At 65.7% G+C, this 25,251-nt stretch carries 12 protein-coding genes; 6 read left to right on the top strand and 6 right to left on the bottom strand.

Annotated elements, in window-relative coordinates:
- Positions 1-43 precede the first annotated feature (43 nt).
- Entirely contained in the window at positions 44-11,143 is an 11,100-nt protein-coding gene (locus AB0876_RS06065; protein WP_526041488.1) for a type I polyketide synthase, read from the bottom strand.
- Positions 11,144-11,391: 248 nt separating this feature from the next.
- Between AB0876_RS06065 and AB0876_RS06060 the strand changes: the two genes are divergently transcribed.
- The 6 genes from AB0876_RS06060 to AB0876_RS06035 all read left to right on the top strand — a co-directional run bounded on the left by AB0876_RS06060 (position 11,392) and on the right by AB0876_RS06035 (position 20,938).
- Positions 11,392-12,813, top strand: a complete 1,422-nt coding sequence (locus AB0876_RS06060; protein ID WP_491837114.1) for a condensation domain-containing protein — start codon at positions 11,392-11,394, stop codon at positions 12,811-12,813.
- A gap of 67 nt (positions 12,814-12,880) precedes the next feature.
- The gene (locus AB0876_RS06055; protein ID WP_491837113.1) at positions 12,881-15,874 is read left to right on the top strand and encodes an MMPL/RND family transporter; all 2,994 of its coding nucleotides are present in this window, start codon (positions 12,881-12,883) and stop codon (positions 15,872-15,874) included.
- Positions 15,875-15,943: 69 nt separating this feature from the next.
- On the top strand, positions 15,944-17,074 hold the full coding sequence (gene pe / locus AB0876_RS06050; RefSeq protein WP_491837112.1) for an acyltransferase PE: 1,131 nt from the start codon (positions 15,944-15,946) through the stop codon (positions 17,072-17,074).
- Positions 17,075-17,121: 47 nt separating this feature from the next.
- Positions 17,122-18,888 (top strand): AMP-binding protein, encoded by a 1,767-nt coding sequence (locus AB0876_RS06045; protein ID WP_491837111.1) that lies wholly within the window; start codon positions 17,122-17,124, stop codon positions 18,886-18,888.
- Positions 18,889-18,998: 110 nt separating this feature from the next.
- On the top strand, positions 18,999-20,330 hold the full coding sequence (locus tag AB0876_RS06040; protein WP_491837110.1) for a cytochrome P450: 1,332 nt from the start codon (positions 18,999-19,001) through the stop codon (positions 20,328-20,330).
- Between the two features lie 122 nt (positions 20,331-20,452).
- Entirely contained in the window at positions 20,453-20,938 is a 486-nt protein-coding gene (locus AB0876_RS06035; RefSeq protein WP_276126276.1) for a flavin reductase family protein, read from the top strand.
- 22 nt (positions 20,939-20,960) lie between these two features.
- On the opposite strand, the gene AB0876_RS06030 is transcribed toward AB0876_RS06035, so the two are convergent.
- The 5 genes from AB0876_RS06030 to AB0876_RS06010 form a co-directional block, all read right to left on the bottom strand.
- On the bottom strand, positions 20,961-21,122 hold the full coding sequence (locus tag AB0876_RS06030) for a hypothetical protein (protein ID WP_110762097.1): 162 nt from the start codon (positions 21,120-21,122) through the stop codon (positions 20,961-20,963).
- 127 nt (positions 21,123-21,249) lie between these two features.
- A complete protein-coding gene (locus AB0876_RS06025; protein ID WP_055119709.1) occupies positions 21,250-21,999 on the bottom strand; it encodes a succinate dehydrogenase/fumarate reductase iron-sulfur subunit in 750 nt (249 codons plus the stop codon).
- 2 nt (positions 22,000-22,001) lie between these two features.
- Positions 22,002-23,924 (bottom strand): fumarate reductase/succinate dehydrogenase flavoprotein subunit, encoded by a 1,923-nt coding sequence (locus AB0876_RS06020; protein ID WP_491837109.1) that lies wholly within the window; start codon positions 23,922-23,924, stop codon positions 22,002-22,004.
- A 33-nt stretch (positions 23,925-23,957) separates the two neighbouring features.
- Complete coding sequence (sdhC, locus tag AB0876_RS06015) at positions 23,958-24,788, bottom strand: succinate dehydrogenase subunit SdhC (protein ID WP_491837108.1); 831 nt, start codon at positions 24,786-24,788, stop codon at positions 23,958-23,960.
- A 50-nt stretch (positions 24,789-24,838) separates the two neighbouring features.
- A complete protein-coding gene (locus tag AB0876_RS06010; RefSeq protein ID WP_055119715.1) occupies positions 24,839-25,135 on the bottom strand; it encodes an Rv0250c family protein in 297 nt (98 codons plus the stop codon).
- Between the last annotated feature and the right edge of the window lie 116 nt (positions 25,136-25,251).

Below are 25,251 nucleotides of genomic sequence, written 5' to 3'. Positions count from 1 at the left end.
CGCGAAACACGAAAAGGCGTGTCACAACTGGCCACTCGACGGGTTAGTCCTTGGGTTCTGCCTCCACAGGTGCCTCCGGCTCCTGTGGCGACGACTCGGCCGACTCCGAAGACTCCGACGATTCCGACGATTCCGACGATTCCGACGACTCGGCCGACTCCGCGGACTCCGCATCGGGCAGCTGGGCCACCAGATACTCGGCCAGCCCACCGATGGTCGGGTAGTCGAAGACCGCCGTCGCGTTGAGCGTGAATTTGCCGCCGAACTGAGTGTGCAGCCGGTTGCGGAGTTCGATCGCCATCAGCGAGTCGGTGCCGAGATCCAGGAAGCGGCTGGTCGCGGCCGGCGGTGAGGCGAGGCGCAGGAAGTTCTGCACCTCCTTCTGCAGGAACTCGGTCACGAACCCGGCCCGCTGCGGTACCGGGATCTCGAGCAGCTGCTTGAGAACCTCACTGTCACCGACGACCTCACCGACGGCACTCGGCAACACCAGGTCGAGGATCGGAGGCCGCTGGCTGCCCAGCACCTTCGCGGCCCGCTGCCAGTTGGCCTTGATGACGGCCGCCTGGCCGGTCCCGTTGGCGACGACCTCGGCGAGCGCGGCGAGCGCCGCCGAGGGATCCAGCGGAATCAGGCCCTGCGCACTGATATTGGCCGTCGCCGCCTCCGAGGAGGCCATGCCACCCTGACCCCACGGGCCGAAGTTGATGCCGGTGGCCGGCAGGCCCTGCGCCCTGCGCTGCGCGATCAGACCGTCGAGCAGCGCATTGGCCGTCGCGTAGTTGGACTGCCCCGGTGAACCGAACAGGCTGGACACCGAGGAGGACACGATGAAGAAGTCCAGCTCGTCGTCCTTGGTCAACCTGTCCAGATACTCGGCGCCGAAGGCCTTGGGTGCCAATACCTTATGGAACCGTTCCGTGCTCTGCTGACCCAGCAGCGCATCGTCGAGCACGCCCGCCAGGTGGGCGACGCCCGCAAGTGGCGGGAGCTCCGCACGGATCCGCTCCAGGAGGTTCGCCACCTCGGACTCCTCGCCCACATCGGCGGTGAACACATGGATGCGGGTCTTGTAGCGCTCGGTGATGTCCTCGATCAGCTTCTGCGCGGCCGCATCCGGTGCGCGGCGGCTGGTCAGCACGATGTCGCCGGCGCCCAACTGGGCCAGGTACGACGCGGTGTGCAGACCGATCGCACCGAGCCCACCTGTGATCAGGTAAGTCCGGTCCGGCCGAGGGGCAAGCGGATTCGGCAGCTGGCACACGATCTTGCCGATGTGCCGGGCCTGCTGCATCCGCCGGAACGCCGTCCTGGCCTCGGTCAGCGGGTAGATCTCCGCGGGCAGCGGAGTCCATTCACCCTTGGCGAGACCCTCCGAAACCTCGGTGAGCAGGTCGCGAATGCGATCGGGCTCGGTGAACATCACCGTGTCCAACGCCACGATCTCGTACGCGATGTCGGGACGGGCCTCGGCCATCTGCTCGGTTGACCAGATGTCGCGCTTGGCGATCTCGGCGAAACGGCCATTCTTGGCGGTGGCCTTCAGTGTCGCCTCGATGAACCCTTCGCTCGTCAGGGAGTTGAGCACCACGTCGACGCCCGCACCGTCGGTGTCCGCCAGGATCTGATCGGCGAAGTCCGTTGTCCGCGAGTCGTAGACGTGCTTGACACCCAGCTTGCGCAGCGTGGCCCGCTTGAAGGTGCTCGCCGTGGCGTAGACCTCTGCACCGAACTGCTGCGCCATCTGGATGGCTGCCAGGCCCACACCACCGCTGGCGGCGTGGATCAGCACCTTGTCGCCGGGCTTGAGCTTTGCCCAGTCGAACGACAGCCGGACCGTCAGTGCAGCGGCCGGAATCGTTGCGGCCTCGACCGCGCTGACCCCGTCCGGGATCGGCGCCAGGAACTGGGCAGGCACGTTGAACCGGCTGGAGAACGCCCCCTGCATGGAGCCGTACACCCGCTGGCCCACCTCGACTCCGGTGACACCCTCACTCAATTGCGTGACGATGCCGGCGAAGTCGCCGCCGATCGGTCCCGGATCGCCCGGGTACAGGCCCAGCACGTTGAGCACGTCCCGGAAGTTGAGACCCGCGGCCTCGACCCGGACCTGCACGTAACCTTCGTCCGGCGCCGGCACCTCCTTCTCGGTGATGCGGAGGTTGTCGATCGCGCCGCGTTCGGTGGGTGCCAGGACGTAGTCGCTGCCGCGCGGCACCGTGAGGTGCCCGCTGCGCGACCATGGCAGCAACCGCGATGCGAGCAGCTTGCCTTGCCGCACAGCGATTTCCGGCTCTTCGACCGGGGTGACGATCAGATCTGCCAGTGCCTGCACGGCTTCCGGTGACCCGTCGCAATCGATGAGCTTGGCGTGCAACGCCGGTTCCTCGTTGATCGTGGTGCGCCCGAAGCCCCACAGCGCGGCCTGCACCGGATCGACCGGCTCGCCGGACTCGGTGGCGACGGCCCGCTCGGTGACGATCCACAGACCATGTGGAAGTTTCACGCCGCCGTTTTGTGAACCGCCCTGCACGGTGTGCACCGCGCCGAGCAGGTTGGTGATCTCGGCTTCGAGTCGCGTCTGACTGTCAGCAGCGGTTTCTTCAGTGCCCGCCGTAGCGGCGCGCCAGATGACACCGGAGAACGGCAGACCGCGCTCCTTGGCTTCCGCCAGCACCTCTCCCAGCTGCTGACCGGTCTGGCGATCGAGCGGGATGCAGCCCGGCACCTTCGCAGCGAGGTCGTCGAATCCGGCGACCAGCCAAGTGCCGCTCGGGCTTTCGGCCGCACCGTCGGACGGCGGCACCGGCACCTCGTGCCAGCCCAGCGTGTACAGCAGCCGGGTGGCGTCGCCGCCGAGGCCACGAAGCAATGCTTCGCGGGGTGCGCGCTTTACCGTGAACTCGCGAACGCCGCCGAGGTAATGGCCGTCCCGATCGATGTACTCGAGGTCGAACACCTGGGTTTCGTTGTTGAGCTCGGCCTCGTGCCACTTCGCGCGGCAGTAGAACCGCCGGGGCATCTTCTCCTTCAACGTCACCTGCCCGTACCGCAGCGGCAGGAACAGGTCGTTGACGCCCTGCTCGGCGGCGAGAAGAGCCGGGAACGCGGGGAAGGCGACGCCCGTGCACAGGTCCATCAGGACCGGGTGCATCGGCTCGGTGCCCAGTTGTTCGGCGAGTTCCTCGCCGACCAGGATGTCGCCGATCGCCTCGCCCTCACCGAGCCACAAGGACTTCAGGGAACCGGACCAGTTTGGGCCCCAGGCCAATTCCAGGTCGGCGAAGGTCTCGAACAGCTCTTGCGGACGCATGCGTTCCAGCCGTTCGATGGCTTCGTCTACCGGGTCGGTTTCGGCGTTCGGTTCCTCGGACGAGTCGCCGGGGCCGCTTACCACTGTGCCTTCGGCGTTCAGCGACCAGTCGACGTCGCGTTCTCCGTAGGGACGGCTGTGAACCTGGAACTTCCACTCTCCGCCCGTCTCCAACGGGTGCAATGTCAGCTGCACCTCGCGAGAGCTCTTCTCGGGCAGGATGATCGGCTCGAAGAAGAAGACGTCCTTGGCGTGGGCCGGGGTGCCGACCGCGGCCAGCGCCATCGCGGCGTACGTCGCGCCGGGGACGACGACGGTGCCGTAGATGACGTGGTCGGACAACCACGGCTGCGTCTTGACCGAGATCCGGCTCGTGTAGATGGAGTCGCCGGAAGCCAGGTCCTTGGCCGCGCCGAGGATTCCAGTACCTGCGCTGCCGTCGAAGCCGGAGCTCGTGATCGCCGATGTCTTGGGCCAGAAGCGGCGGTGCTGGAACGGATATGTCGGCAACTCGACCTTGCGACCGGGCTGCCGCTGTACCGCGGCGAAGTCGGGTCGGTGCCCGCCGACGTAGGCCGCAGCCAGCGCGTCGGCGATCTGACGCCGATCGTTGATGCCCTTGCGCAGCGAGACGATTGCCCGCGGTGCGGCCAGGTGTTCCGGCCATACCTGAACCGCTGCGCTGGTGAGCACCGGTTGCGGACCGATCTCCATCAGGACCGAGCAGCCCAGCGCCGCGACGGTCCGCACGCTTTCGGAGAACTGCACCGGCTGGCGTGAATGGCGGCGCCAGTACTGGGCATCGAGCGGGGTCTGGGCCGTCAGGATGGCTCCGGTGCGGTTGCAGACCAGGGGGAGTGTCGGCGCTGCGAACTGCACCTGCGCGGCGTACGCCTCGAATTCGTCGAGCACCGGGTCCAGCAGTTCGGAGTGGAACGCGTGGCTGGTCTGGAGCCAGGTGCAGCGGGTCCCTTCGTTCCCGAACTGGTTGACGATCTCCTCGAGATCGTCGCCCGGGCCGGAGAGCACGGTGTTGGGCCCGTTGTAGGCGCCGACCGACACCCGCGGGAATTTGCTTGCGATCTCCTCGACGTGCTTGGGGTCGGCGAACACCGCCACCATGCGCCCACCTTCGGGTAGGCTGCCGAACAACCGGCCGCGCTCGGCCATCAGCCGGGCACCGTCCTCCAGGCTGAAGACGCCGGCGACGCATGCCGCGGCGTACTGGCCGACGCTGTGGCCCAGTACGACGTCGGGTGCGATGCCCCATGACTGCCACAGCCGCGCCAGGCCCATCTCGACGGCGAAGAGCGCCGGCTGCGCATAGGACGTGTGCCGCAGCGTCTGTCCTGCCTCGGCATCCTGGGCGAACATCACATCCAGGAGCGGGAGCGGCAGCATGCCCTTGACCGCCTCGGCGCACCGCGTCACGGTCTCGGCGAAAACCGGCTCCGTGTCGAACAACTCACGCGCCATGCCCGGGTACTGGCTGCCCTGCCCGGTGAACAGCCATGCGGTGGTCGGGTGGTTGGTGTGCTCACCGCGCACCACACCGGGGCGGGTCCGGTTCTCGGCCAGGTCGGCAAGAGCCAGGCGTGCCTCCTCGATCGAGTCCACGACCAGCGCGGCCCGATGCTCGAAGTGCGACCGCCCGGTTCCGGCGGTCAGGCACACACCGGCCAGATCGGCGTCCGGGTGGGCGCTGAGCCACGTCTCGTACCGCTGTGCCAGTGCCAGGAGCGCTTCAGGTGACCGCGCGGACAACGCCAGCACGCTCACCTGCTCGTCGGGAGCCTGCGTCTCCGGCGACACCTCGTCAGCGGGCTGGTCCTCGGGAGCGACGGCGGGTCGGGCCGGCGCCTCCTCGATCAGCACGTGCGCGTTGGTACCGGTGAACCCGAACGAGCTGACCCCGGCACGGCGCGGCCGGCCGTTGGTCTGCCAGGGGGTCGCCTTGTCGACGACCTGCACCGGCAGTGAATCCCACGGGATGTGTGGCGACGGGTTGTCGAAGTGCAGGCTCTGCGGCAGGACCTCGTGCTGCAACGACAACACGACCTTGATCAGACCCGCTGCGCCCGAAGCGGATTCGGTGTGACCGATGTTGGTCTTGACCGATCCCATCAGCAACGGCCGATCGGCGTCACGCGCGCCGCCGTAGGCCGCGGCAGCCGCCTGGACCTCGATCGGATCGCCGAGCGGCGTACCCGTTCCGTGCGCTTCGAGGTAGTCGACGTCGCCGCCGGTCCACCCGGCGCGGGCCAGCGCCGTTCCGATGAGGCGTTGCTGCGCACCGCCATTGGGCACGGTCAAACCGCTGGACGCACCGTCCTGGTTGACCGCGCTGCTGGGGATGACCGCGCAGATCCGGTCGCCGTCGCGCTCTGCGTCGCTCAGCCGCTTCAGCACGAGAATACCGCAGCCCTCACTGCGCACGTAGCCGTCCGCGGAGGCGTCGAAGGTCTTGCACCGCCCGACGGGGGAGAGCATGCGTGCCCGGGATGCGGCGACCACCGTCACCGGAGAGAGCAGGACGTTCACGCCACCGGCCAACGCCAGGTCGCAATCGCCGGAGTGCAGTGCCTGGCAGGCCTGATGGATCGCCACCAGGGCCGAGCTGCACGCGGTATCGACAGCCATTGCCGGGCCCTCGAATCCGAGCGCGAAGGCAACCCGGCCGGAGATGGCGTTGAGGGCATTTCCGGTGATGAAGTACGGCTCGATCTTGTCGATCGACTCCGACGACAGCAGATGCGCGTACTCGTTGGCGGCCACGCCGGCGAAGATGCCGGTCCGACTGCCACGCAACGTGGCCGGTGCGTACCCGGCCCGCTCGAGGCCCTCCCAGACCGTTTCGAGCATCAGCCGCTGCTGCGGCTCGATCCAGACGGCCTCACGCGGGGAGATACCGAAGAACTCCGGGTCGAATCCGTCGATCCCGTCGAGGAATCCGCCGAAACGCGTGTAGGTCTTGCCCGCTGTCTCGGGATCCGGATCGTAGAACTCGTCGATGTCGAATCGGTCTTCGGGAACTTCCCGGATGGCGTCGACGCCGCCGGACAGCAATTCCCAGAACGCTTCCGGGTCGGGCGCGCCGGGGAAGCGGCACGACACGGCGACGATCGCGATGGGTTCATCGGTCCGCGCGGTCACCGCTGCCGGTTGCGACGCCGGTTTGGCCTGCTCGTTGAGCCCGAGGACATCGCCGAGCAGATATTCGGCAACGTCGGAGATCCGGGGGTGATCCATCACCAGCGTGATGGGGATCTCCGCGCCCACTCCCTGCTCGATGCGGCGGCGCAATTCGACGGCCATCAGCGAATCCATGCCGAGGTCGAAGAACCCTGCGTCCTCGCGGATCTCCGAGGAGTCCACCCGGGTCACCTCTGCGACGGCGTCGCGCAGGTGATCGGTCAGCAGCTTCTTGCGCTGCTGCACCGGAGCATTGGTCAGGCGTTCGACCAGCTGTGTCTTGCCCGAGGCGGTGGTGGGTGCCGAAAGTTGCGCCGGCACTTCATGTTCCAGCTCTGCCAGGAAGGCCCGTCGGCCCGCCTGCTGGTACAGCGGCAGGAAGCGGGACCAGTCGATGCGGGCCACGACTCCTTGTGCCGAACCTCCAGCAGAGGCGATCGCGACGGCGTCGGCCAGTCCGGCCAGTGCATCGGCGGGTGGCAGCGTCCGGACACCACGCTGATCCAGCCGGGCGCGAGACTCCGCGTCGGCCATGCCTGCTGCCCAGGGACCGAAGTTGACGCTGGTGCCGGGGATGTTGTGCTCGCGAAGTCGCCAGGCCAGGCCGTCGAGGAAGGCGTTCGCCGCACCGTAGGCCGTCTGACCGTATCCGCCCCACACCGAGGCGATCGACGAGGTGCTGATGAAGAAGTCGAGCTTCGCGTCTGCCGCGGCTTCGCTCAGATGCCAGGCACCCCAGACCTTCCCGGCGAAGACGCGATCCACCTCAGCGTCGTCCAGGTCGCCCAGCGGAGTGGTTCCGAGTTCACCGGCAGCATGCACGATGCCCGCCAGCGGTGGCATCTCGGCGGCGATGGTCTTGAACAGGCGTGCGACGTCGTGCGCATCGGCGACGTCGGCGGTCACGGCACGGATGTCACAGCCGTGCTGGTCGCCGAGTTTGGTGATGCGTTGTGCGGCGGCTTCGCCGGGTGCGCGACGGCTGGTCAGCACCAGGTGCTTGGCGCCGTGGGCGGCCAGGTATCCGGCGATCTCCAGGCCGATCGAACCCAGGCCGCCGGTCACCAGATACGTTGCGTCGCTGCGCAGTTCCAGTGGTGTGCCGCTCGGCAGGTCCTCTCGGCGGACGAGCCGGGGGACGTGGACCGTTTGATCGCGTACCGCGATCTGGTCTTCCCGCCGGTTCGCGTCGGTCGATATCGCGATCCGGTTGAGCAGTGTGGTCCATTCGCCTGCGCTGCCTTCGGACAGGTCGGCCAGTCCGCCCCACAGCTGCGGGAGTTCCAGCGCCGCCGCGCGACCGAATCCCCACAGGGCAGTCTGTTCGGGCGCCACGGTGTCCGCTACGGCGACGTGCTGTGCGCCGCGGGTGACCAACCAGATCGGAGCCCTCAGATCGGCCTCGGCCGCGGCGCGGAAGAGACGCCGCGTTCCGGCCAGGACGTGGTGTTGCATCCGGAGCAGCGACCGCATCGACGGCACGGACTTGGCTTCCGGTTCCCCGTCCAGCGCTGCCACGTGAAGGAGGCGCAGTGTCGAACCGTCGGCGGCCGCAGCGCGCAACGCGTCGGCGAGTTGAGCGGTGTCGGCGTCGGACGTCGGCAGCCCGAGGAACCGGTACTGCTGCCCGCGCGAGGTCAGCGCGTCGACCAGCGGCTGGACCGCCGGGGACTGCTCGCCGATGAGCAGCCACGTCGACGTCTCTGCGGTGTCGGCACCCGACAGCGGAGTAACCGCTTTCTCCCAGCGGAACTCGTAGCGGTCGTCGGCGATGGACTGGGTGGACCGCTGGCGGTTGTGTTGTGCTGCAAGCTTGGTCAGCACGTCCAGGGTCTGACCGTCGCCGTCCGTGCCGCCGAGCAGGGTCGCGAGTTCCTCTAGACGGCCGTCTTCGAGAAGGCGAACGGCCTGGGTGCGCGGACCGGCAACGTGCTGCTGTTGGTTGGGTTGTTCGCGATTGTCCCGATACCAGTACTGACGATGCTCGAACGGGTAGGTGGGCAGATCGAGCTTCCGTGCCTGCGCCTGCCGGAACGCGCCGAACTCGGGCAGGTGGCCCAGGACGTACGCGTCGGCGACGGCTTCGGTGATCTGCCGCTGGTCGGCGGTGTTGCGGCGCAGCGACGCGATCACCCGCGGTGCGCCGGCCGGGTCGGGCCAGGCGCCCAGTGCCGTCGCGGTGAGCACCGGCCGAGGTCCGATCTCGACCAGCAGCTTGCAGTTCATGTCGGCCAGGGTCCGCACGCTCTTGGCGAACTCCACCGGTTGGCGGGCGTGCCGGCGCCAATACGCGCCATCGAGCTTCACGCTCCGGCCCAACGCGGCGCCGGTGCGGTTGTCGATCAGAATTCGTTGCGGTGCCTTGAAGGTGAAACGGTTTGCATACGATTCGAATTCGTCGAGGATCGGATCCAGCAGCGACGAGTGGAACGCATGGCTGGTTTCGAGCCAGTCGCACCGGACACCGTCGGCGGTGAGTCCGGCGACGGCCCGCTCCAGGTCTTCCGCGGGCCCCGACAGCACGGTGTTGGTGCCGTTGTAGGCGGCAACCGACAGGGCCGGGAACTCGTCGGTGAGGTTCTCCACCCGCTCTGCGGAGGCGAACACCGCGACCATGCGGCCACCGGCGGGCAGGCTGCCGAAGAGGCGTCCTCGTTCGGCCATCAACTGGGCGCCGTCCTCCAGACCGAACACGCCCGCGACGCAGGCCGCCGCGTACTGGCCGACGCTGTGGCCGAGCACCACGTCGGGTTCGAATCCCCATGATTGCCAGAGCCGGGCCAGACCCATCTCCACCGCGAACAGCGCGGGCTGCGCGTAGGAGGTCTGGCGCAGCGTCTCCTCGGCATCTGGACCGTCCAGATCGAAGATCACGTCCAGCAGAGGCTTGTCGAGCTGGTCGGCGACGGCCGCCGCGCAGCGATTCAGCGTCTCGGCGAACACCGGCTCGGAGTCGAACAGCTCACGTGCCATCCCGGCGTACTGGCTGCCTTGGCCGGTGAACAGCCACGCGGTCTTGGGCTTGTCGTGGGATTCACCCCGGATCAGTCCCGGTGCCGGACGGTCGTCGGCGAGGGCGCCGAGCAGTTCGATGGCGGATTCCCTCGAATCGACCACCAGCGCGGCGCGGTGCTCAAGGTGTGCCCGGCCGACCCCGGCGGTGAAGCAGACGTCGGCCAGGGTGGCCTCGGGGTGAGCGCTCATCCAATCGCGATACTGCTCGGCGACCTGAACCAATGCGGCGGGCGTGTGTGCCGAGAGCGGGAGGATGCCGAATCGCTCAGCCTGCCCGGCGACGTCCAACTGCGGCGCCGCCCGTTCGGGCGCTTCCTCCAGGATGACGTGCGCGTTGGTTCCGGCGAAGCCGAACGAACTGACACCGGCGATGCGCGGCGCGCCGTTGCGTTCCCACGGGGTGGCCTCCTTGACCACTTCCACGGCGAGCCGGTCCCACGGGATGTGCGGCGACGGGTTCTGAAAGTGCAGGTGCTGGGGCAGCAGCTCGTTCTCGAGTGACAGGACCACCTTGATGACGCCGGCGATGCCTGCGGCGGCTTCGAGGTGCCCGATGTTCGTCTTCGCCGAGCCCATCAACAACGGCCGGTCGGGTTCGCGTCCGGCACCGAGCACCGCACCTGCGGCCTGCGCCTCGATCGGGTCGCCGAGGGAGGTCCCGGTGCCGTGCGCTTCGAGGTAGCCGACGTCCTTGGGTTCGAGGCCGGCCCGCTGTAGGGCATCGGCGATGACGCGCTGCTGAGCGACGCCGTTGGGCACCGTCAGACCGCCCGACGCGCCGTCCTGGTTGATCGCGCTGCCGCGGATCACGGCCCGGATGTGGTCACCGTCGCGGATGGCGTCTTCGAGGCGCTTGATGACGATGACGCCGCAGCCCTCGCCGCGGACATAGCCGTCGGCGGCCGCGTCGAACGTCTTGCAGCGGCCGTCGGGTGCCAGCATATGCGCACTCGAGAAGGTGATCATGGTGGCGGGCGTGAGCAGGACGTTCGCCCCGCCGGCCAGCGCCAGATCGCACTCACCTAAGCGAAGTGCTTGGCACGCTTGATGGATCGCCACCAGCGACGAGCTGCACGCGGTATCGACCGCGACCGAGGGGCCCTGCAGACCTAATCGATAGCTGATCCGGCCGGCTGCCGCGGCATTCGAAGTACCGATGGCCATGTAGGCCTCGATCTCGGGGTAAGTCAGCTCGTCAGAGGCCATTCCGAGGTAGTCGTGGGTGGCCAGTCCGACGAACACGCCAGTGTTGGTGTCAGCCAATGCCGTTGGCGCGGTACCCGAGTGTTCCACGGCCCGCCAGGCTGTTTCCAACAGGATCCGATGCTGCGGATCCATCAGCCTGACCTCGCGCGTTGACATACCGAAGAACGGGGCGTCGAATCCGGTTACGTCATCGACGAAACCGGCGCGGCGGGTCACCACCTTGCCTGGTGTGCCTGGCTCCGGATCGAAGAATTCCTCGACGTCCCAGCGGTCTTCGGGTACCTCCGAGATGGCTTCGCGACCGGCTCTCAGCAGGTCCCAGAAGCCATCGGCGTCCTGAGCTCCTGGAAAGCGCGCAGCGTAGCCGACGATGGCAAAGCGTGCGGACTGTTCATCTGGACGTTCAACGGATTTCATCCCGTTGTCCTCCTCGCATCGGCGTGCAAAACTACACCTCCGCGCACCCCCCGAAAGCGCTTGAAGATCAACCCGAACCACTATTGCATGCGAACCTGTGGCGCGCGCTACTCCCCTTGCCCGGTCAAACTTCCCTCGTCAAGCTCCCTGAACCGTCTCGGCCGAACGACGGGTATGTTGATGCCCCGGGGGGTCCTGCCGGTCCGGAGAGCGGCCGAGCATTGAGCACTACTGGGAGGGCCTGAGCTTTGCGGATCGGTAAGATAACTGTTGGCGCACTTGATGAATGGTCGCTGAGTCCTGGCTCGGTGACCTCGTGGCACCCGACGCCTGCAGCTCAGGAAACCGCAAGAAACGCACCGGTGAGCTCGGTACCGGTTAGCTACATGCAGGGCCAACATCTGCGTAATTACACCCAGCGTAAATCCGCGGGTTTGAATTTTTCACGGCAGATCATCGCTAGCTGTGAGGTTGCTGGGCAATGTGATATCTCGGCGATGGACCACGCCGTGAATACCTACCTGCGCAGGCACGATACATTCCGGAGTTGGTTCAAAGAAGGCGACGACGGCCAATTCGTCAGGCATGCAATCGAAAACCCGGATGATATCGAATTCGTGCCGGTCGACCAGGGCAACTTGACGGTCGAAGAAATTCACGCCCACGTCGTGGGCATACCGAATCCCCTGGAATGGGGCTGCTTTACGTTCGGCATCATCCAGAACGACGGTCACTTCACTTTCTTCGCTGCCATGGATCACGTTCACGGCGACGCGACTTTGATCGGCACCACAATGATGGAAGCCAACGGAATGTATTCGGCGATGAGCGGCAGTGGTCAGGCCCTCACACTTCCTGACGCCGGCAGCTTCGATGACTTCTGCGTCCGCGAGCGTGAGTACACGTCCACGCTGACCTTGGAATCTCCTGGAGTGCGCGCCTGGATCGACTTCGCTGAGAACAACCAGGATGGATTTCCGGAATTCCCGCTGCCGCTGGGGAATCCGAACGAGTCGACCAGCAGCGCCTGGTCCTCGGAAGTGCTGTTGAGCCCGGCACAGACGGAACGCTTCGACGCGGCCTGCTCGGCGGCCGGCGCCCGTTTCGTCGGTGGCCTGTTCGCATGCCTGGGCCTGGTGGAACATGAGTTCACCGGTGCGCTTACGTATTACGGCCTCACGCCGAGGGATTCGCGTACAGCCGGCGACAATTTCATGACACAGGGCTGGTTCACCGGTCTGATTCCGATCACCGTCCCGGTTGCGGCCACCTCTTTCAGTGACGCTGCCTGGGCGGCGCAGCAGTCTTTCGATTCCGGCCTGGACATGGCGAGAGTTCCGTATTACCGCGTGTTGGAGTTGGCGCCGTGGTTGAACTGGCCACAACCGAACTTCCCGGTATCGAACTTTCTGCACGGCGGAGCGGCGCCGCTCAACGCGATCCTCGCGGCGGGCGACATGGGGTTGGCGAACAACATCGGAATGTATCCGGACAACCGGTTCTCCTACCAGTTGACGATCTACATCTTCCGGTACGGGGAGGGCACGGTCATGGCGATCATGCACCCCGACAACCCGGTCGCCGAGAAGTCGGTCACCCGCTACCTGGAGGCGATGAAGTCGGTGTCGTCACGCGTTGCTGACAGCGGGCACTGGGGCCGGGTCGCGTAACGGAGAGCAAACAAATGGTCATGGACTTTCCGCTTTGCGCCGCCTTCGAGGTGAAGGTGAGGGCAACATGCGACGGTTAGCCGATTTCGTGGTGCGGTGGCCCTGGGCAGTGATCGGGGCCTGGGCCGCATTGCTGATCGCGCTACCGCTAACATTCCCCTCCCTCGGCGCGATGGCCGAGAAGCACCCGCTGGCAATCCTGCCCAACGATGCGCCGTCGAGCGTCGCCGCCAAGAAGATGACCGAGGCGTTCCACGAATCGGGCAACAACGATCTCTTGTTGGTGGCCCTGATCAACGAGAACGGGCTGAATTCCTCGGACGAGGCGACCTACCGCAAGCTGGTGGACGCGCTGCACGACGACGTGACAGATGTCGAGAGCGTTCAGGATTTCATCGGTACCCCACAGCTGCGACAGTTCCTGACCAGCAAGGACAAGACCACCTGGGTGCTTCCGGTGGGCCTGGTGGGTGAGCTGGGCACACCGCGGGCGATGGACTCGTTCAACCGGGTTTCCGAAGTCGTCAGACTCAGCACGGCAGGCAGCCCGCTGGCCGTGCACCTCACCGGTCCGGCGGCCACGGCAGCCGATCTCACCGTGGCGGGGGAGAAGGATCGGCTCCCGATCGAGATCGCGATCGCCGTACTGGTCCTGGCCGTGTTGTTGTTGGTCTACCGCAGCGCTGTCACGATGCTGCTGCCGTTGATCACGATCGGGTCGTCCCTGCTCATCGCGCAGGCACTGGTGGCGGGCTTTTCCCAATTGACCGGCGCGGGTGTCTCGAATCAGTCCGTCGTATTTCTGAGTGCGATCATGGCCGGTGCCGGCACCGATTATGCGGTCTTCCTGATCAGCCGCTATCACGACTATCTGCGATCGGACAACGATTTCGACCAGGCCGTGCGGGCCGCGATGATGTCGATCGGGAAGGTGATCTCGGCATCTGCCGCGACGGTAGGGCTGACGTTCCTGCTGCTGAGCTTCACGAAAATGGGTGTGTTCAAAACGGTCGGGGTGTCGGCCGCGATCGGTATCGGTGTGGCGTATCTGGCGGGAATGACCCTGTTGCCGGCCATCCTGGCTCTGGTCGGGCCCCGCGGCTGGGTCAAACCCCGGCGCGAGCTGACCGCCCGGTTCTGGCGGCGTTCGGGCATCCGCATCGTTCGTCGGCCGGTTCCGCATCTCGTCGCCAGCCTTGTGGTGTTGGCGCTGCTGGCCGGCGCCGCGATCTTCGCCCGCTACAACTACGACGATCGCAAGGTGGTGGCGGCGTCGGCGCCGAGTTCGATCGGATACGCCGCGGTGGAACGCCATTTCCCCATCGCCCAGTCCATTCCCGAATACATCCTCATCCAGTCACCGCACGACCTGCGCTCACCGCGTGGTCTGGCGGACCTGGAGCAGCTGGCGTCACGTGTCGCCCAGCTGCCGGATGTCGGCCTGGTCAGCGGCATCACCCGGCCACTGGGGGAGGTACCCGCGGAATTCCGGGCGACCTTCCAGGCCGGCATCGTCGGCGACCGGCTGGCCGACGGTTCCACCCAGATCGATCAGCGTTCGAGTGACCTCAACCGGCTGACGGCCGGGGCCGACACGTTGGCCGACAGCCTCGCCCAGGTGCGCGCCCAGATCAATCAGATCGCGCCCAGTCTGCAGAGCGCGGTCGACGCGGTCTCCTCCGTGCGCACGGAATACGGTGGCGACAAGCTGGTGAAGGACGTCGACACCGCGGCCAAGCTGGTCGACAGCATCAACGCGTTGTCCAACTCCATGGGTTACAACTTCTCCGCCGTCAAGAACATGTTCGCCTGGATCGGACCGGTGCTGACGGCGTTGAACGGCAATGCAGTCTGCGATGCCAACCCCTCGTGCAGTGACAGCCGCCTTCAGATGCAACGGCTCATGGACGCCAACCATGACGGAAGCCTCGACAACATCAACGATCTCGCCCACCAGCTCAACGGCGTCGGCGGTGGACAGACCCTCAACGCCACGGTCAAGAAGCTGAACGCGGCGCTGGCCAGCGTCACCAAGGCGGCCAATGCCATGGGGATGAACAAGCCCGGCGGTCCGCAGTCGGGCCTGAAGGACTTGCAGAGCGGTGCCAACCGCCTGGCCGGTGGAAGTCGCGAAGTGGCCGGTGGCGTGGACGAACTCGTCAAGCAGGTCAAGGTGATCTCGGCCGGGTTGGACCAGGCTTCGGCATTTCTGCTGACGATGCGCAACGACGCCGCGGATCCGGCGCAGGCGGGGTTCAACATCCCGCCCGAGGTGCTGAACATGGACGAGTTCAAGAAGGCCTCCGCTGCGTACGTCTCGCCGGACGGCAAGTCGGTGCGGTATCTGGTGCAGACGAAGCTCAACCCGTTCAGTCCCGAGGCCATGGACCAGGTCAACGAGATCCAGAACATCGCCCGGGGCGCGCAGCCCAACACCACGTTGGCCGACGCCTCGATATCGATGGGTGGTTTCCCCGCCGGCCTGCGGGATACGCGTGACTACTACCAGCAGGACATCCGGTTCATCATCATCGGCACCCTCGTCGTCGTGATGCTGATCCTGATGTTGTTGCTGCGTTCGCTCGTCGCGCCGATCTACCTCGTGGCGTCGGTGGTGATCTCCTACCTCGCCGCACTGGGGATCAGTGTCGTGGTGTTCCAATCGCTACTCGGCCAGCAATTGCATTGGAGCGTGCCGCCATTGGCCTTCGTTGTGCTGGTCGCGGTCGGAGCCGACTACAACATGCTCCTGGTGTCGCGAATGCGGGACGAGTCTCCGCACAGCATTCGGTACGGCATCATCCGCACACTGAGTTCGACCGGAGGGGTGATCACCGCAGCGGGCCTGATCTTCGCCGCCTCGGTTGCCGGTCTGATGTTCTCCAGCATCGGCATGGTGGTGCAGGGCGGCTTCGTGATCGGAGTCGGCATCTTGCTGGACACCTTCGTGGTGCGCACCATCACGGTGCCTGCCATCGCTGCGCTCCTCGGCAAGGCCAACTGGTGGCCGTCACGAATGAGCGATCAGAAATCGCTACGCACACCGGCGACCAGCGCGTGACCACGGCGGGAAGCGCGCATACGTGATGTATGGAAAACTCGAAACGAAGCAAAGCGGGCAGGTGCAGAGATGAAGAAGCTACTCGCAGGACTGACGGTGCTGGTAACTGCCGGTGTCACAGGGTGTTTCGGCGTCGGATCGGCGGCTGCCGATGACACTGCCGCCCCCGGCGTATCGAACGGTGGTGCGCCGCCCCCGGCGCCGGCAGACCCCGGGACCGCGTACGCCCTGGGCGGGGCTCACGTTCTCGGTATCCCGTACGACGAGTACATCCGCATGACGGGTGAGCAGTGGTTCCCCGGGATGAAGCGGGTGAAGGTCGACTACCCGGCAGGGCAGGTTCAGGGCCACACCCTGGAGCGTCTCTTCCCCGGGATCGGCCCGATCGGCGAGCAGATCTACCCGGGCCTCGGTCTCGACGGTCCCAGCATCGGCGAGTCGGTCGACGAGGGTGAAGGCAACCTCGACGCCGCCATCCGCAAGGGCGGCAAGGGAAGAGCGATGGGGCTGTCCGAGGGCGCGCTGGTGCTCAACGCTGTGAAGGCGCGGCTGGCCAACGATCCGACCGCCCCGCCGCCGGACCAACTGAGCTTCGCGACATTCGGAGACCCGATCGCCAAGTCTCCCTTCGGCGAGAGCTTCCTGACTCAGAACTTTCCCGTCGGCAGCGTCGTACCGTTCATGGACTACCGCATCCCGGAGCCTGTGGAGAGCCAGTACCACACCGACCAGTTCATCTCGGCCTACGACAGCATCGCCGACTGGCCGGACCGGCCCGACAACTGGATGAGCGTCATCAACGCAGTCGCCGGTCTGGCCACCGGTCACACCGCGATCGCCTTCACCAATCCGAGCAATGTTCCGCCGCAGAACATCAGGACGACGGTCAACTCCAAGGGCGCGACGACGACGACATATATGGTGCCCGAAGAGCACCTGCCCCTGGTGTTGCCCTTCAAGTACCTCGGATATGACCAGGGCACGCTGAATCAGCTGGACGCGATATTGAAGCCGCGGGTCGACGCGGGTTATTCGCGCAATGATGATCCGGCTACCGCGCCGGTCACCGTGGACCCGGTGAACGGCTTCGACCCCGCGGAGGTCACCGCACCGGCCAACGACGCGACGTTCGGCGGCGGCACCGATCCCATGTCGGAGATCGCCAACGGTGCCTTGTCCCTGTTGTCCGGCGGACATTGACAGCGGCGCCCGAGCCGACGAATTCGACGAGTGAGTACGGACGTGAAATGACGCTGACGACGCCTTCGCCCCAATCAACCATTCTCTCGATGCTGCACGGACGTGCCAGCCTGCGTCCGGACGACGTGGCTTTCACGTTCACCGATTACACCGACGACCCGGCCGGGGTGGCCGAGACCGTGACGTGGTCGCAGTTGTCCCGCCGGACGATGAATGTCGCACGACAGATCCGCCTGAACGGATCGGTTGGCGACCGGGCGGTGATCCTCGCTCCGCAGGGCCTGGAGTACATCCTGGCTTTCCTCGGTTCCATGCAGGCCGGGTTGATCGCGGTTCCGCTTCCGTTGCCCCATCGCGGCTCGAATCACGACCGGGTGAGTGCGGTCTTCGTCGATACGGCGCCTTCGGTGGTTCTCACGACCTCCGCGGTCGCGCAGGATGTCGGCGATTACGTGGATCAGTCACGTCTGGACACCGCTCCGAAGATCCTTCAGATCGAGTCCCTGGACGTCGATGTTCAGGACGGATCGGACGCGCCGAGCTTCGACACTTCGGATTACCCGGAGACGGCGTATCTGCAGTACAGCTCGGGTTCCACCCGACTGCCGACCGGGGTGATGATCTCGCACCGCAACCTGCAGGCGAATTTCGAGCAGTTGATGCGGTGCTTCTTCACGGATGGCGACCGTAAATCGATGGCGAACGCCACGATCGTGTCGTGGTTGCCCTTCTATCACGACATGGGACTGGTACTGGGTGTTTGCGCACCCATCCTGAGCGGCTATCGCGCCGCGTTGACCAGCCCGGTTGCGTTCCTGGAGAAGCCGTCCCGCTGGATCCGTGCGCTGGCCGAGAATCCTTCTGCCTTCTCGGCCGCACCCAATTTCGCCTTCGACCTCGCTGCGCGCAAGACCAAGGACGCTGACCTCGCCGGGCTCGATCTCGGCGGGGTGGTGGGCATCATCAATGGCGCCGAGCGCGTGGAGCCGGCCACTTTGGAGCGCTTCGCCGACCGGTTCGCTCACTTCAACTTCGCCGACCACATGCTGCGGCCGTCGTACGGGATGGCGGAGGCCACCGTCTTCGTGGCCACCGGCTCATGGTCCGAGTCGGCGGACGACGTGTATTTCGATGTCGACGAATTGGCAGCCGGCCGCGCCAAGCGCTGCGCGGCCAGAGCCGGCACCGCGCTGGTGCAGTACAAACTTCCGCAGTCTCCGATGGTGCGGGTCGTCGACGTCGACACCAACCAGGAATGCCCGCCGGACGCAGTCGGCGAGATCTGGGTGCACGGCGACAACGTCGCGGCCGGCTACTGGAGCAGGCCACCGGAGGAGCAGCAGTGTTTCGGCGCCACGCTGGTCGACCCGTCTCCGGGCACGGTCCACGCACCATGGCTGAAAACCGGTGACCTGGGCTTCGTCTCCGGCGGAGAGCTTTTCATCGTCGGTCGCATCAAGGATCTGCTGATCATTCGCGGGCGCAACCACTACCCCGAGGACATCGAGGCGACGGTCCAGCAGATCACCGGCGGCCGGGTGGCGGCCATCTCGGTTCCGGTGAACAGCACCGAGAAGCTGGTCACCGTCATCGAGCTGAAGAAGCGCGGCGAGTCCCCGGTGGAGGCCGGGCATTGGCTCACCGAGATCAAGAGCGATGTCACCTCCGCGATATCCAACGCGCATGGCCTGAACGTCGGGGATCTCGTTCTGGTCCCCCCGGGGTCGATACCCACCACGACGAGCGGCAAGATCCGCCGCGCCGCCTGTGTGGAACAGTATCGACAGGACGAATTCGCCCGGTTGGACGCCTGAGCGCGCACCCGCTGCGCGAGATTGCAGTAGTCCGGTACTTGATCCGTCGCGCCGCAGGCGAGTGATGATCTCTGGAGATTTCCAGGGAACATCACAGCTTGGGGGACCGTATGACCGATCGGGTCGTCGCTGGGGCGCCCCCGCCGCAGGTCCGCTCACCGAGCCTCGTGCAGAAGGTGGGTTTCGTTGCGTTTCGCCGCACGGCGATGCGGCACTGGATCAAGCGGCACGGACATATCTTCGAGATCAGCGCACCCGTCTTCGGGCGATTCGTGGTGGTGTCCGACCCCGCCCTGGTGCGCTCGGTGTGCACGGCGAGTGCCGAACAGTTGGTCAACGTGCGGCCGAACCTCGGCAGCCTGTTCGGGCCCGGCTCGATCTTTGCGCTCGACGGCGATGAGCATCGCGATCGGCGTCGCTTGATCGCGTCGGCGTTTCACCGGCACTGCCTCAAGGACCACGAGAAGCTGATTGAGGACGAGACGTTGCAGGAATGCGCGAATTGGCCTGAGGGCAAGGAATTCCGGACGCTCGAGCCGATGGAGCGAATCACGTTGAACATGATCCTGCGTGCCATCTTCGGTCCGGACGGGGCGGATGGATCCGAGGCGGAAAGGCTGCGCGAGGTCATCCCGCTCTTCACGGCATCTCGGACCGGACGTTGGATCCGGTGGGGCCGGTTGAACAACTACCGGCGAGACTACGACCGGATCGTCACCACGCTGATCGATCGGGCTGAAGCCGATCCGGGACTCGGCGATCGGGATGACGTCCTGGCCGTTTTACTGCGCAGCCGGCACGACGATGGGACCAGGATGTCGCGGCGGGACATCTGCGATGAACTGCTGGCGTTCATCGGTGCCGGCCAGGAAACCACCGCAGCGGCGCTGGCCTGGGCGTTCGAGCGGTTGCGGCGCCACCCGAGCGTGTTGGCCGAGCTGGTCCGGGAGATCGACGCGGGCGGCAGCGAGGTCCGGCGGGCCACGATCGTCGAACTGCTGCGTACCCGCACCGTCGTCGATGTGGTCGGTCGCCGGGTGCGGGCACCGTACTTCAGCCTGGGTGAGTGGCGGATACCGCAGGACCGCAATGTGCTTGTGCGCGTCGCCGATCTACACGAGGATCCCGAAAACTTCCCGCACCCAGAACGATTCGAGCCACGTCGATTCCTCGGCATCAGGCCGACGGCGCCGGAATGGCTGGCGTTCGGTGGCGGCGTACGCCGTTGCCCCGCAGCGGATTTCGCGATGGTCGAAATCGATGTCGTGCTACGGACCGTGCTGCGTGATTTCCGGATCCAGACCGATACCGCCGCTGATGAGAAGCCGCGCTTCCGCGGGATCGCCCATGTCCCCGGACGCGGCGGCCGCATCGTCCTCCATCGCCGGACCCCGGTCGGGGAAGTGGGTCATAGTGCCGACCACGATGGACTGCCCGGCTGAGGGGTGACAGGCGGGTTCCGATCAGTGCGATCGCGGACCTGGCCACCGGTGCCCGTCGCGACGATGATGGCTACGGACGGGCGGATCAGGGTCGAAGGGCGCTGTGTGAAGATGGAGGTGTTATGAGTGCAACAGAACTGAGCCCGACGTCTCTGCGTGAGGCGTTCGGCCACTTTCCGTCCGGTGTCATCGCGATCGCTGCCGAGGTAGAGGGCACTCTGGTCGGCTTGGCGGCCAGCACGTTCGTGCCGGTGTCGCTCGATCCGCCGCTGGTGTCGTTCTGCGTGCAGAACTCTTCGACCACCTGGCCCAAGCTCAAGGATCTCCCGTCGCTGGGGATCAGCGTGCTGGGCGAAGCCCACGACGAAGCGGCCCGCACCCTGGCCGCCAAGACCGGGGACCGGTTCGCCGGGCTGGAGACCGAGTCACGCGAATCCGGCGCCGTGTTCATCCACGGAACCAGCGTGTGGCTGGAGAGCGCCATCGAGCAGTTGGTCGAGGCCGGCGATCACACCATCGTGGTGCTGCGGGTCAGCGACATCACCGTCAACGCCGATGTCGCGCCGATCGTGTTCCACCGCAGCACGTTCCGCAAGCTCGGCGCCTGACGTAAGGGGCTTTAGCCCCGTCTCAGGGACGTGCGGCCAGTTCGTCGCGGTATTTGGCGATGCGCTGTTCGATCTCGCCGGCATCGTCCGGACGGCCCTCTTTCCGGGCCAGGTCGGCCCTGACCGACAGTTCGCGGATCGCGGTCCGGATCTCGTTGACGCTGTGAGTCTGTCCCATGCTCATGGAGCTGCCTTTCGACGGTGATTGGCTGCTTTGTCACGAGCCTACGCCGCCGACCAAACGCCGAGTGTGCGCTCAGATCGCGTACCCGCTTCGGATCGCGATCTGAACGCACACTCGGCGGAAGAAGCTAGCGCCTAAACAGCTTGTTGCCCAACCACACAATCGGGTCGTACTTGCGGTCGGCGACCCGTTCCTTCATCGGGATCAGCGCGTTGTCGGTGATCTTGATGTTCTCCGGGCATACCTCGGTGCAGCACTTGGTGATGTTGCAGTAGCCGAGGCCGAAGTCGTCCTGAGCCATGTCCTTGCGGTCCATGACGTCGAGCGGGTGCATGTCCAACTCCGCGATCCGCATGTGGAACCGCGGGCCGGCGAACGCCTCTTTGTTCTCCTCGTGATCACGCACGACGTGGCACACGTTTTGGCACAGGAAGCACTCGATGCACTTGCGGAATTCCTGGCTGCGCTCGACGTCCTCTTGCTGCATCCGGTACTCGCCGGGCTGCAGGTCCTTCGGCGGGGTGAACGAGGGGATCTGGCGGGCCTTCTCGTAGTTGAAGGAAACGTCGGTCACCAGGTCGCGCATCACCGGGAACGTCCGCATCGGCGTCACAGTGACGGTTTCGTCGGGGTCGAAGGTCGACATCCGCGTCATGCACATCAGCCGCGGGCGGCCGTTGATCTCCGCCGAGCACGATCCGCACTTGCCTGCCTTGCAGTTCCACCGCACCGCCAGGTCACCGGCCTGGGTGGCCTGCAGCCGGTGGATGATATCCAACACCACCTCACCGTCGTTCACCTCGACGGTGTAGTCGTGTAGCTCGCCTCCGGTCTCGTCGCCGCGCCACACCCGCAGGTTCGCGTCATACGCACTCATGCTCAGCCCTTCCTATCGGGGTGCTCGGCCAGTTCTTGCTCGGTGTAATACTTTTCGAGTTCGGACAGTTCGAACGTCGCCAGCAGGTCTTCCCGCATGGGCAGCTGCGCCTCGGGCGTCACGGTCACGTCCGGCACCACCTGATCCTCGCCGGACGCACGGCACACCAGCAGGGTGTTGCGCCAGTTGGCGTCCATCTCCGGATGGTCGTCGCGGGTGTGTCCGCCGCGGCTTTCGGTGCGGGTCAGCGCGGCCTTGGCGACGCACTCGCTGACCAGCAGCATGTTGCGCATGTCGATGGCCAGGTGCCAGCCCGGGTTGAAGACGCGACCGCCCTCGACGCTGACGTTGTGCACGCGGGTGCGCAGCTCGGCCAGCTTGGTCAGCGCCTCCTCGATCTCTTCGGCCTTGCGGATGATGCCGACCAGGTCGTTCATGCACTGCTGCAGTTCGGCGTGCAGCGTGTACGGATTCTCCGGGTTCGTGTGAGTTTCGAACGGCGACAACGCGAGTTCGGTGGCCTCGATGAGTGCGGCCTCCGACACCTTGGGCCGCTCCGGCAACGCCTGCACATAGTCGGCTGCACCGAGGCCGGCGCGTCGACCGAACACCAGCAGATCTGAAAGTGAATTGCCGCCAAGGCGATTCGAGCCGTGCATACCGCCCGAGCACTCGCCCGCTGCGAACAGCCCGAGGGTGGCGGCGCCTCCGGTGTCCGGATCCACCTCGATACCGCCCATCACGTAGTGACAGGTCGGGCCGACTTCCATCTCGTCCTTGGTGATGTCGACTTCGGCCAGTTCCATGAACTGGTGGTACATCGAGGGCAGCCGCCGCTTGATCTCCTCGGTGGGCATGCGCGACGCGATGTCGAGATAGACACCACCGTGCGGCGAACCGCGGCCCGCCTTGACCTCGGAGTTGATGGCGCGGGCCACCTCGTCGCGAGGGAGCAGATCAGGGGTGCGCCGCGCGGAGTCGTTGTCCTTGAGCCACTGGTCGGCTTCTTCCTCCGTCTCGGCGTACTGGCCCTTGAACACCGAGGGGATGTAGTCGAACATGAACCGCTTGCCCTCGGAGTTCTTCAGCACCCCGCCGTCACCGCGGACACCTTCGGTGACCAGGATGCCCTTGACCGACAGCGGCCAGACCATCCCGGTCGGGTGGAACTGGATGAACTCCATGTTGATCAGACCGGACCCGGCGCGCAGCGCCAGGGCGTGGCCGTCACCGGTGTACTCCCAGGAGTTCGACGACACCTTGAACGACTTGCCGATACCGCCGGTGGCCAGCACGATCGCGGGCGCCTCGAACAGGACGAAGTTGCCGGTCTCGCGGTAGTACCCGAAGGCTCCCGCGATTCTCTTTGCGCCGCCTGAATCTTCCAAGATCAGCTCGGTGATCGAGCACTCGTGGAAGACCTTGATCCGGGCTTCGTAGTCGCCGAGCTCGGCCTTGTCCTCCTGCTGCAGCGAGACGATCTTCTGCTGCAGGGTGCGGATGATCTCGAGGCCGGTGCGGTCGCCGACGTGGGCCAGCCGAGGGTAGGTGTGCCCGCCGAAGTTGCGCTGACTGATCCGGCCGTCCTTGGTCCGGTCGAACAGCGCGCCATAGGTTTCCAGCTCCCACACCCGGTCCGGGGCTTCCTGCGCGTGCAGCTCGGCCATCCGCCAGTTGTTCAGGAACTTGCCGCCGCGCATGGTGTCACCGAAGTGGACCTGCCAGGAGTCCTTGGTGTTGACGTTGCGCATCGCCGCGGCGCACCCGCCCTCGGCCATCACGGTGTGGGCCTTGCCGAACAGCGACTTGGTCACCACCGCCACGCGCAGGCCGCGTTCGCGTGCCTCGATCACGGCGCGCAGTCCAGCCCCACCGGCACCGATCACGACTACGTCGTAGGAGTGCCGTTCCAATTCCGATGTCATGCAGTCTTTATCCCTAATTTGTGTAAACGGTTGCTAACCAATGAATCTCAGGTCAGAGATGGTGCCACTGGCTACCAGCATGATGTAGAAGTCCGTCAGCATCAGAGTGCCCAGCGTGATCCACGCGTACTGCTTGTGGCGGACGTTGAGCCTGCTGATCTGCGTCCACATCCAGTACCGCACAGGGTGTTTGGAGAAGTGCTTGAGGCGTCCGCCCGCGACGTGGCGGCACGAATGGCAGGACAGTGTGTAGACCCACAGCATGATGACGTTGCCCAGCAGGACGAGGTTGCCGAGTCCGAAGCCGAAGCCGCTGGCGGTCTTGTCCGAGTGGAACGCGACGATCGCGTCATAGGAGTTGATCAGCGAGATGATGCCGGCGATGTAGAAGAAGTACCGGTGGGTGTTCTGGATGATCAGCGGCAGCCGGCTCTCGCCCGTGTACTTCGCGTGCGGCTCGGCGACCGCGCATGCGGTGGGGGACTGCCAGACCGAGCGGTAGTACGCGCCGCGGTAGTAGTAGCAGGTCAGGCGGAACAGCAGCAGGAACGGCAGTGAGAAGGCCGCGTAGGGCAGCCACCACACGTCGGGGAGGACCTGCGGCCAGAAGTGGCTGGCCTCGGGGGTGCAGCCCTGGCTGACGCACGGTGAGTAGAACGGCGTCAGATAGTTGTACTGCGGTACGTAGTAATTGCTCTGTAGGAAAGCGCGCACAGTCGCATAGACGACGAAGGCGGCGAAGCCGAGATCGACGACCAGGGGCGACTGCCACCACCGATCGGTTCGGAGAGTGCGCTCGGGGATCTGCGCTCGTGTTGACGAGAAGACCCCGGTCGCGCGACGGTCAGCAGTGGGTGCGCTCACGGTTCCCTTTCTTCAGTTCAGTTGTGCGACGGGCGCAGGCGCCCGCGTGCTCAGCGGTATCCGCCGAGACCCTCGTCGGCGACGTCCTGCCAGAACTCGCTTCCGTATTGGGTGTCGGGGATGCCGATCTTTTCGCGGCCTTGTTTTTGGCGAGTCACGCCGTGACGCATCTCCAACTCTTCGGCGTCGATGTCCAACCGCTCGATGTCGTTGAGGATCCGCTCGGCGTCGTTCACGACGCGGCGCATGGCGGGGGAATCCCCGTACTTCGCCGCCAACGTGGTGACGCAACGACGCATGTCGCCGATCAGGTTGTGCAGTTCGGAGAACTCAGTGGTGGTGGACAAGTGACCTCCTCGGGCTGAAGGTGTCGGGGCTCACAGTACGACAACCAATGCTAGCCACATCACGATCGGGACGTGATGCGCATCACGTCGACTCGCTCGACGGTCGGCGCACCGGA

It is taken from the genome of Mycobacterium sp. NPDC049093 (genome assembly GCF_040704635.1).
Classification (GTDB): Bacteria; Actinomycetota; Actinomycetes; order Mycobacteriales; family Mycobacteriaceae; genus Mycobacterium.
The sequence above is the reverse complement of the archived record's forward strand: the minus strand, read 5'-3'. Positions and strand labels throughout refer to the sequence as shown.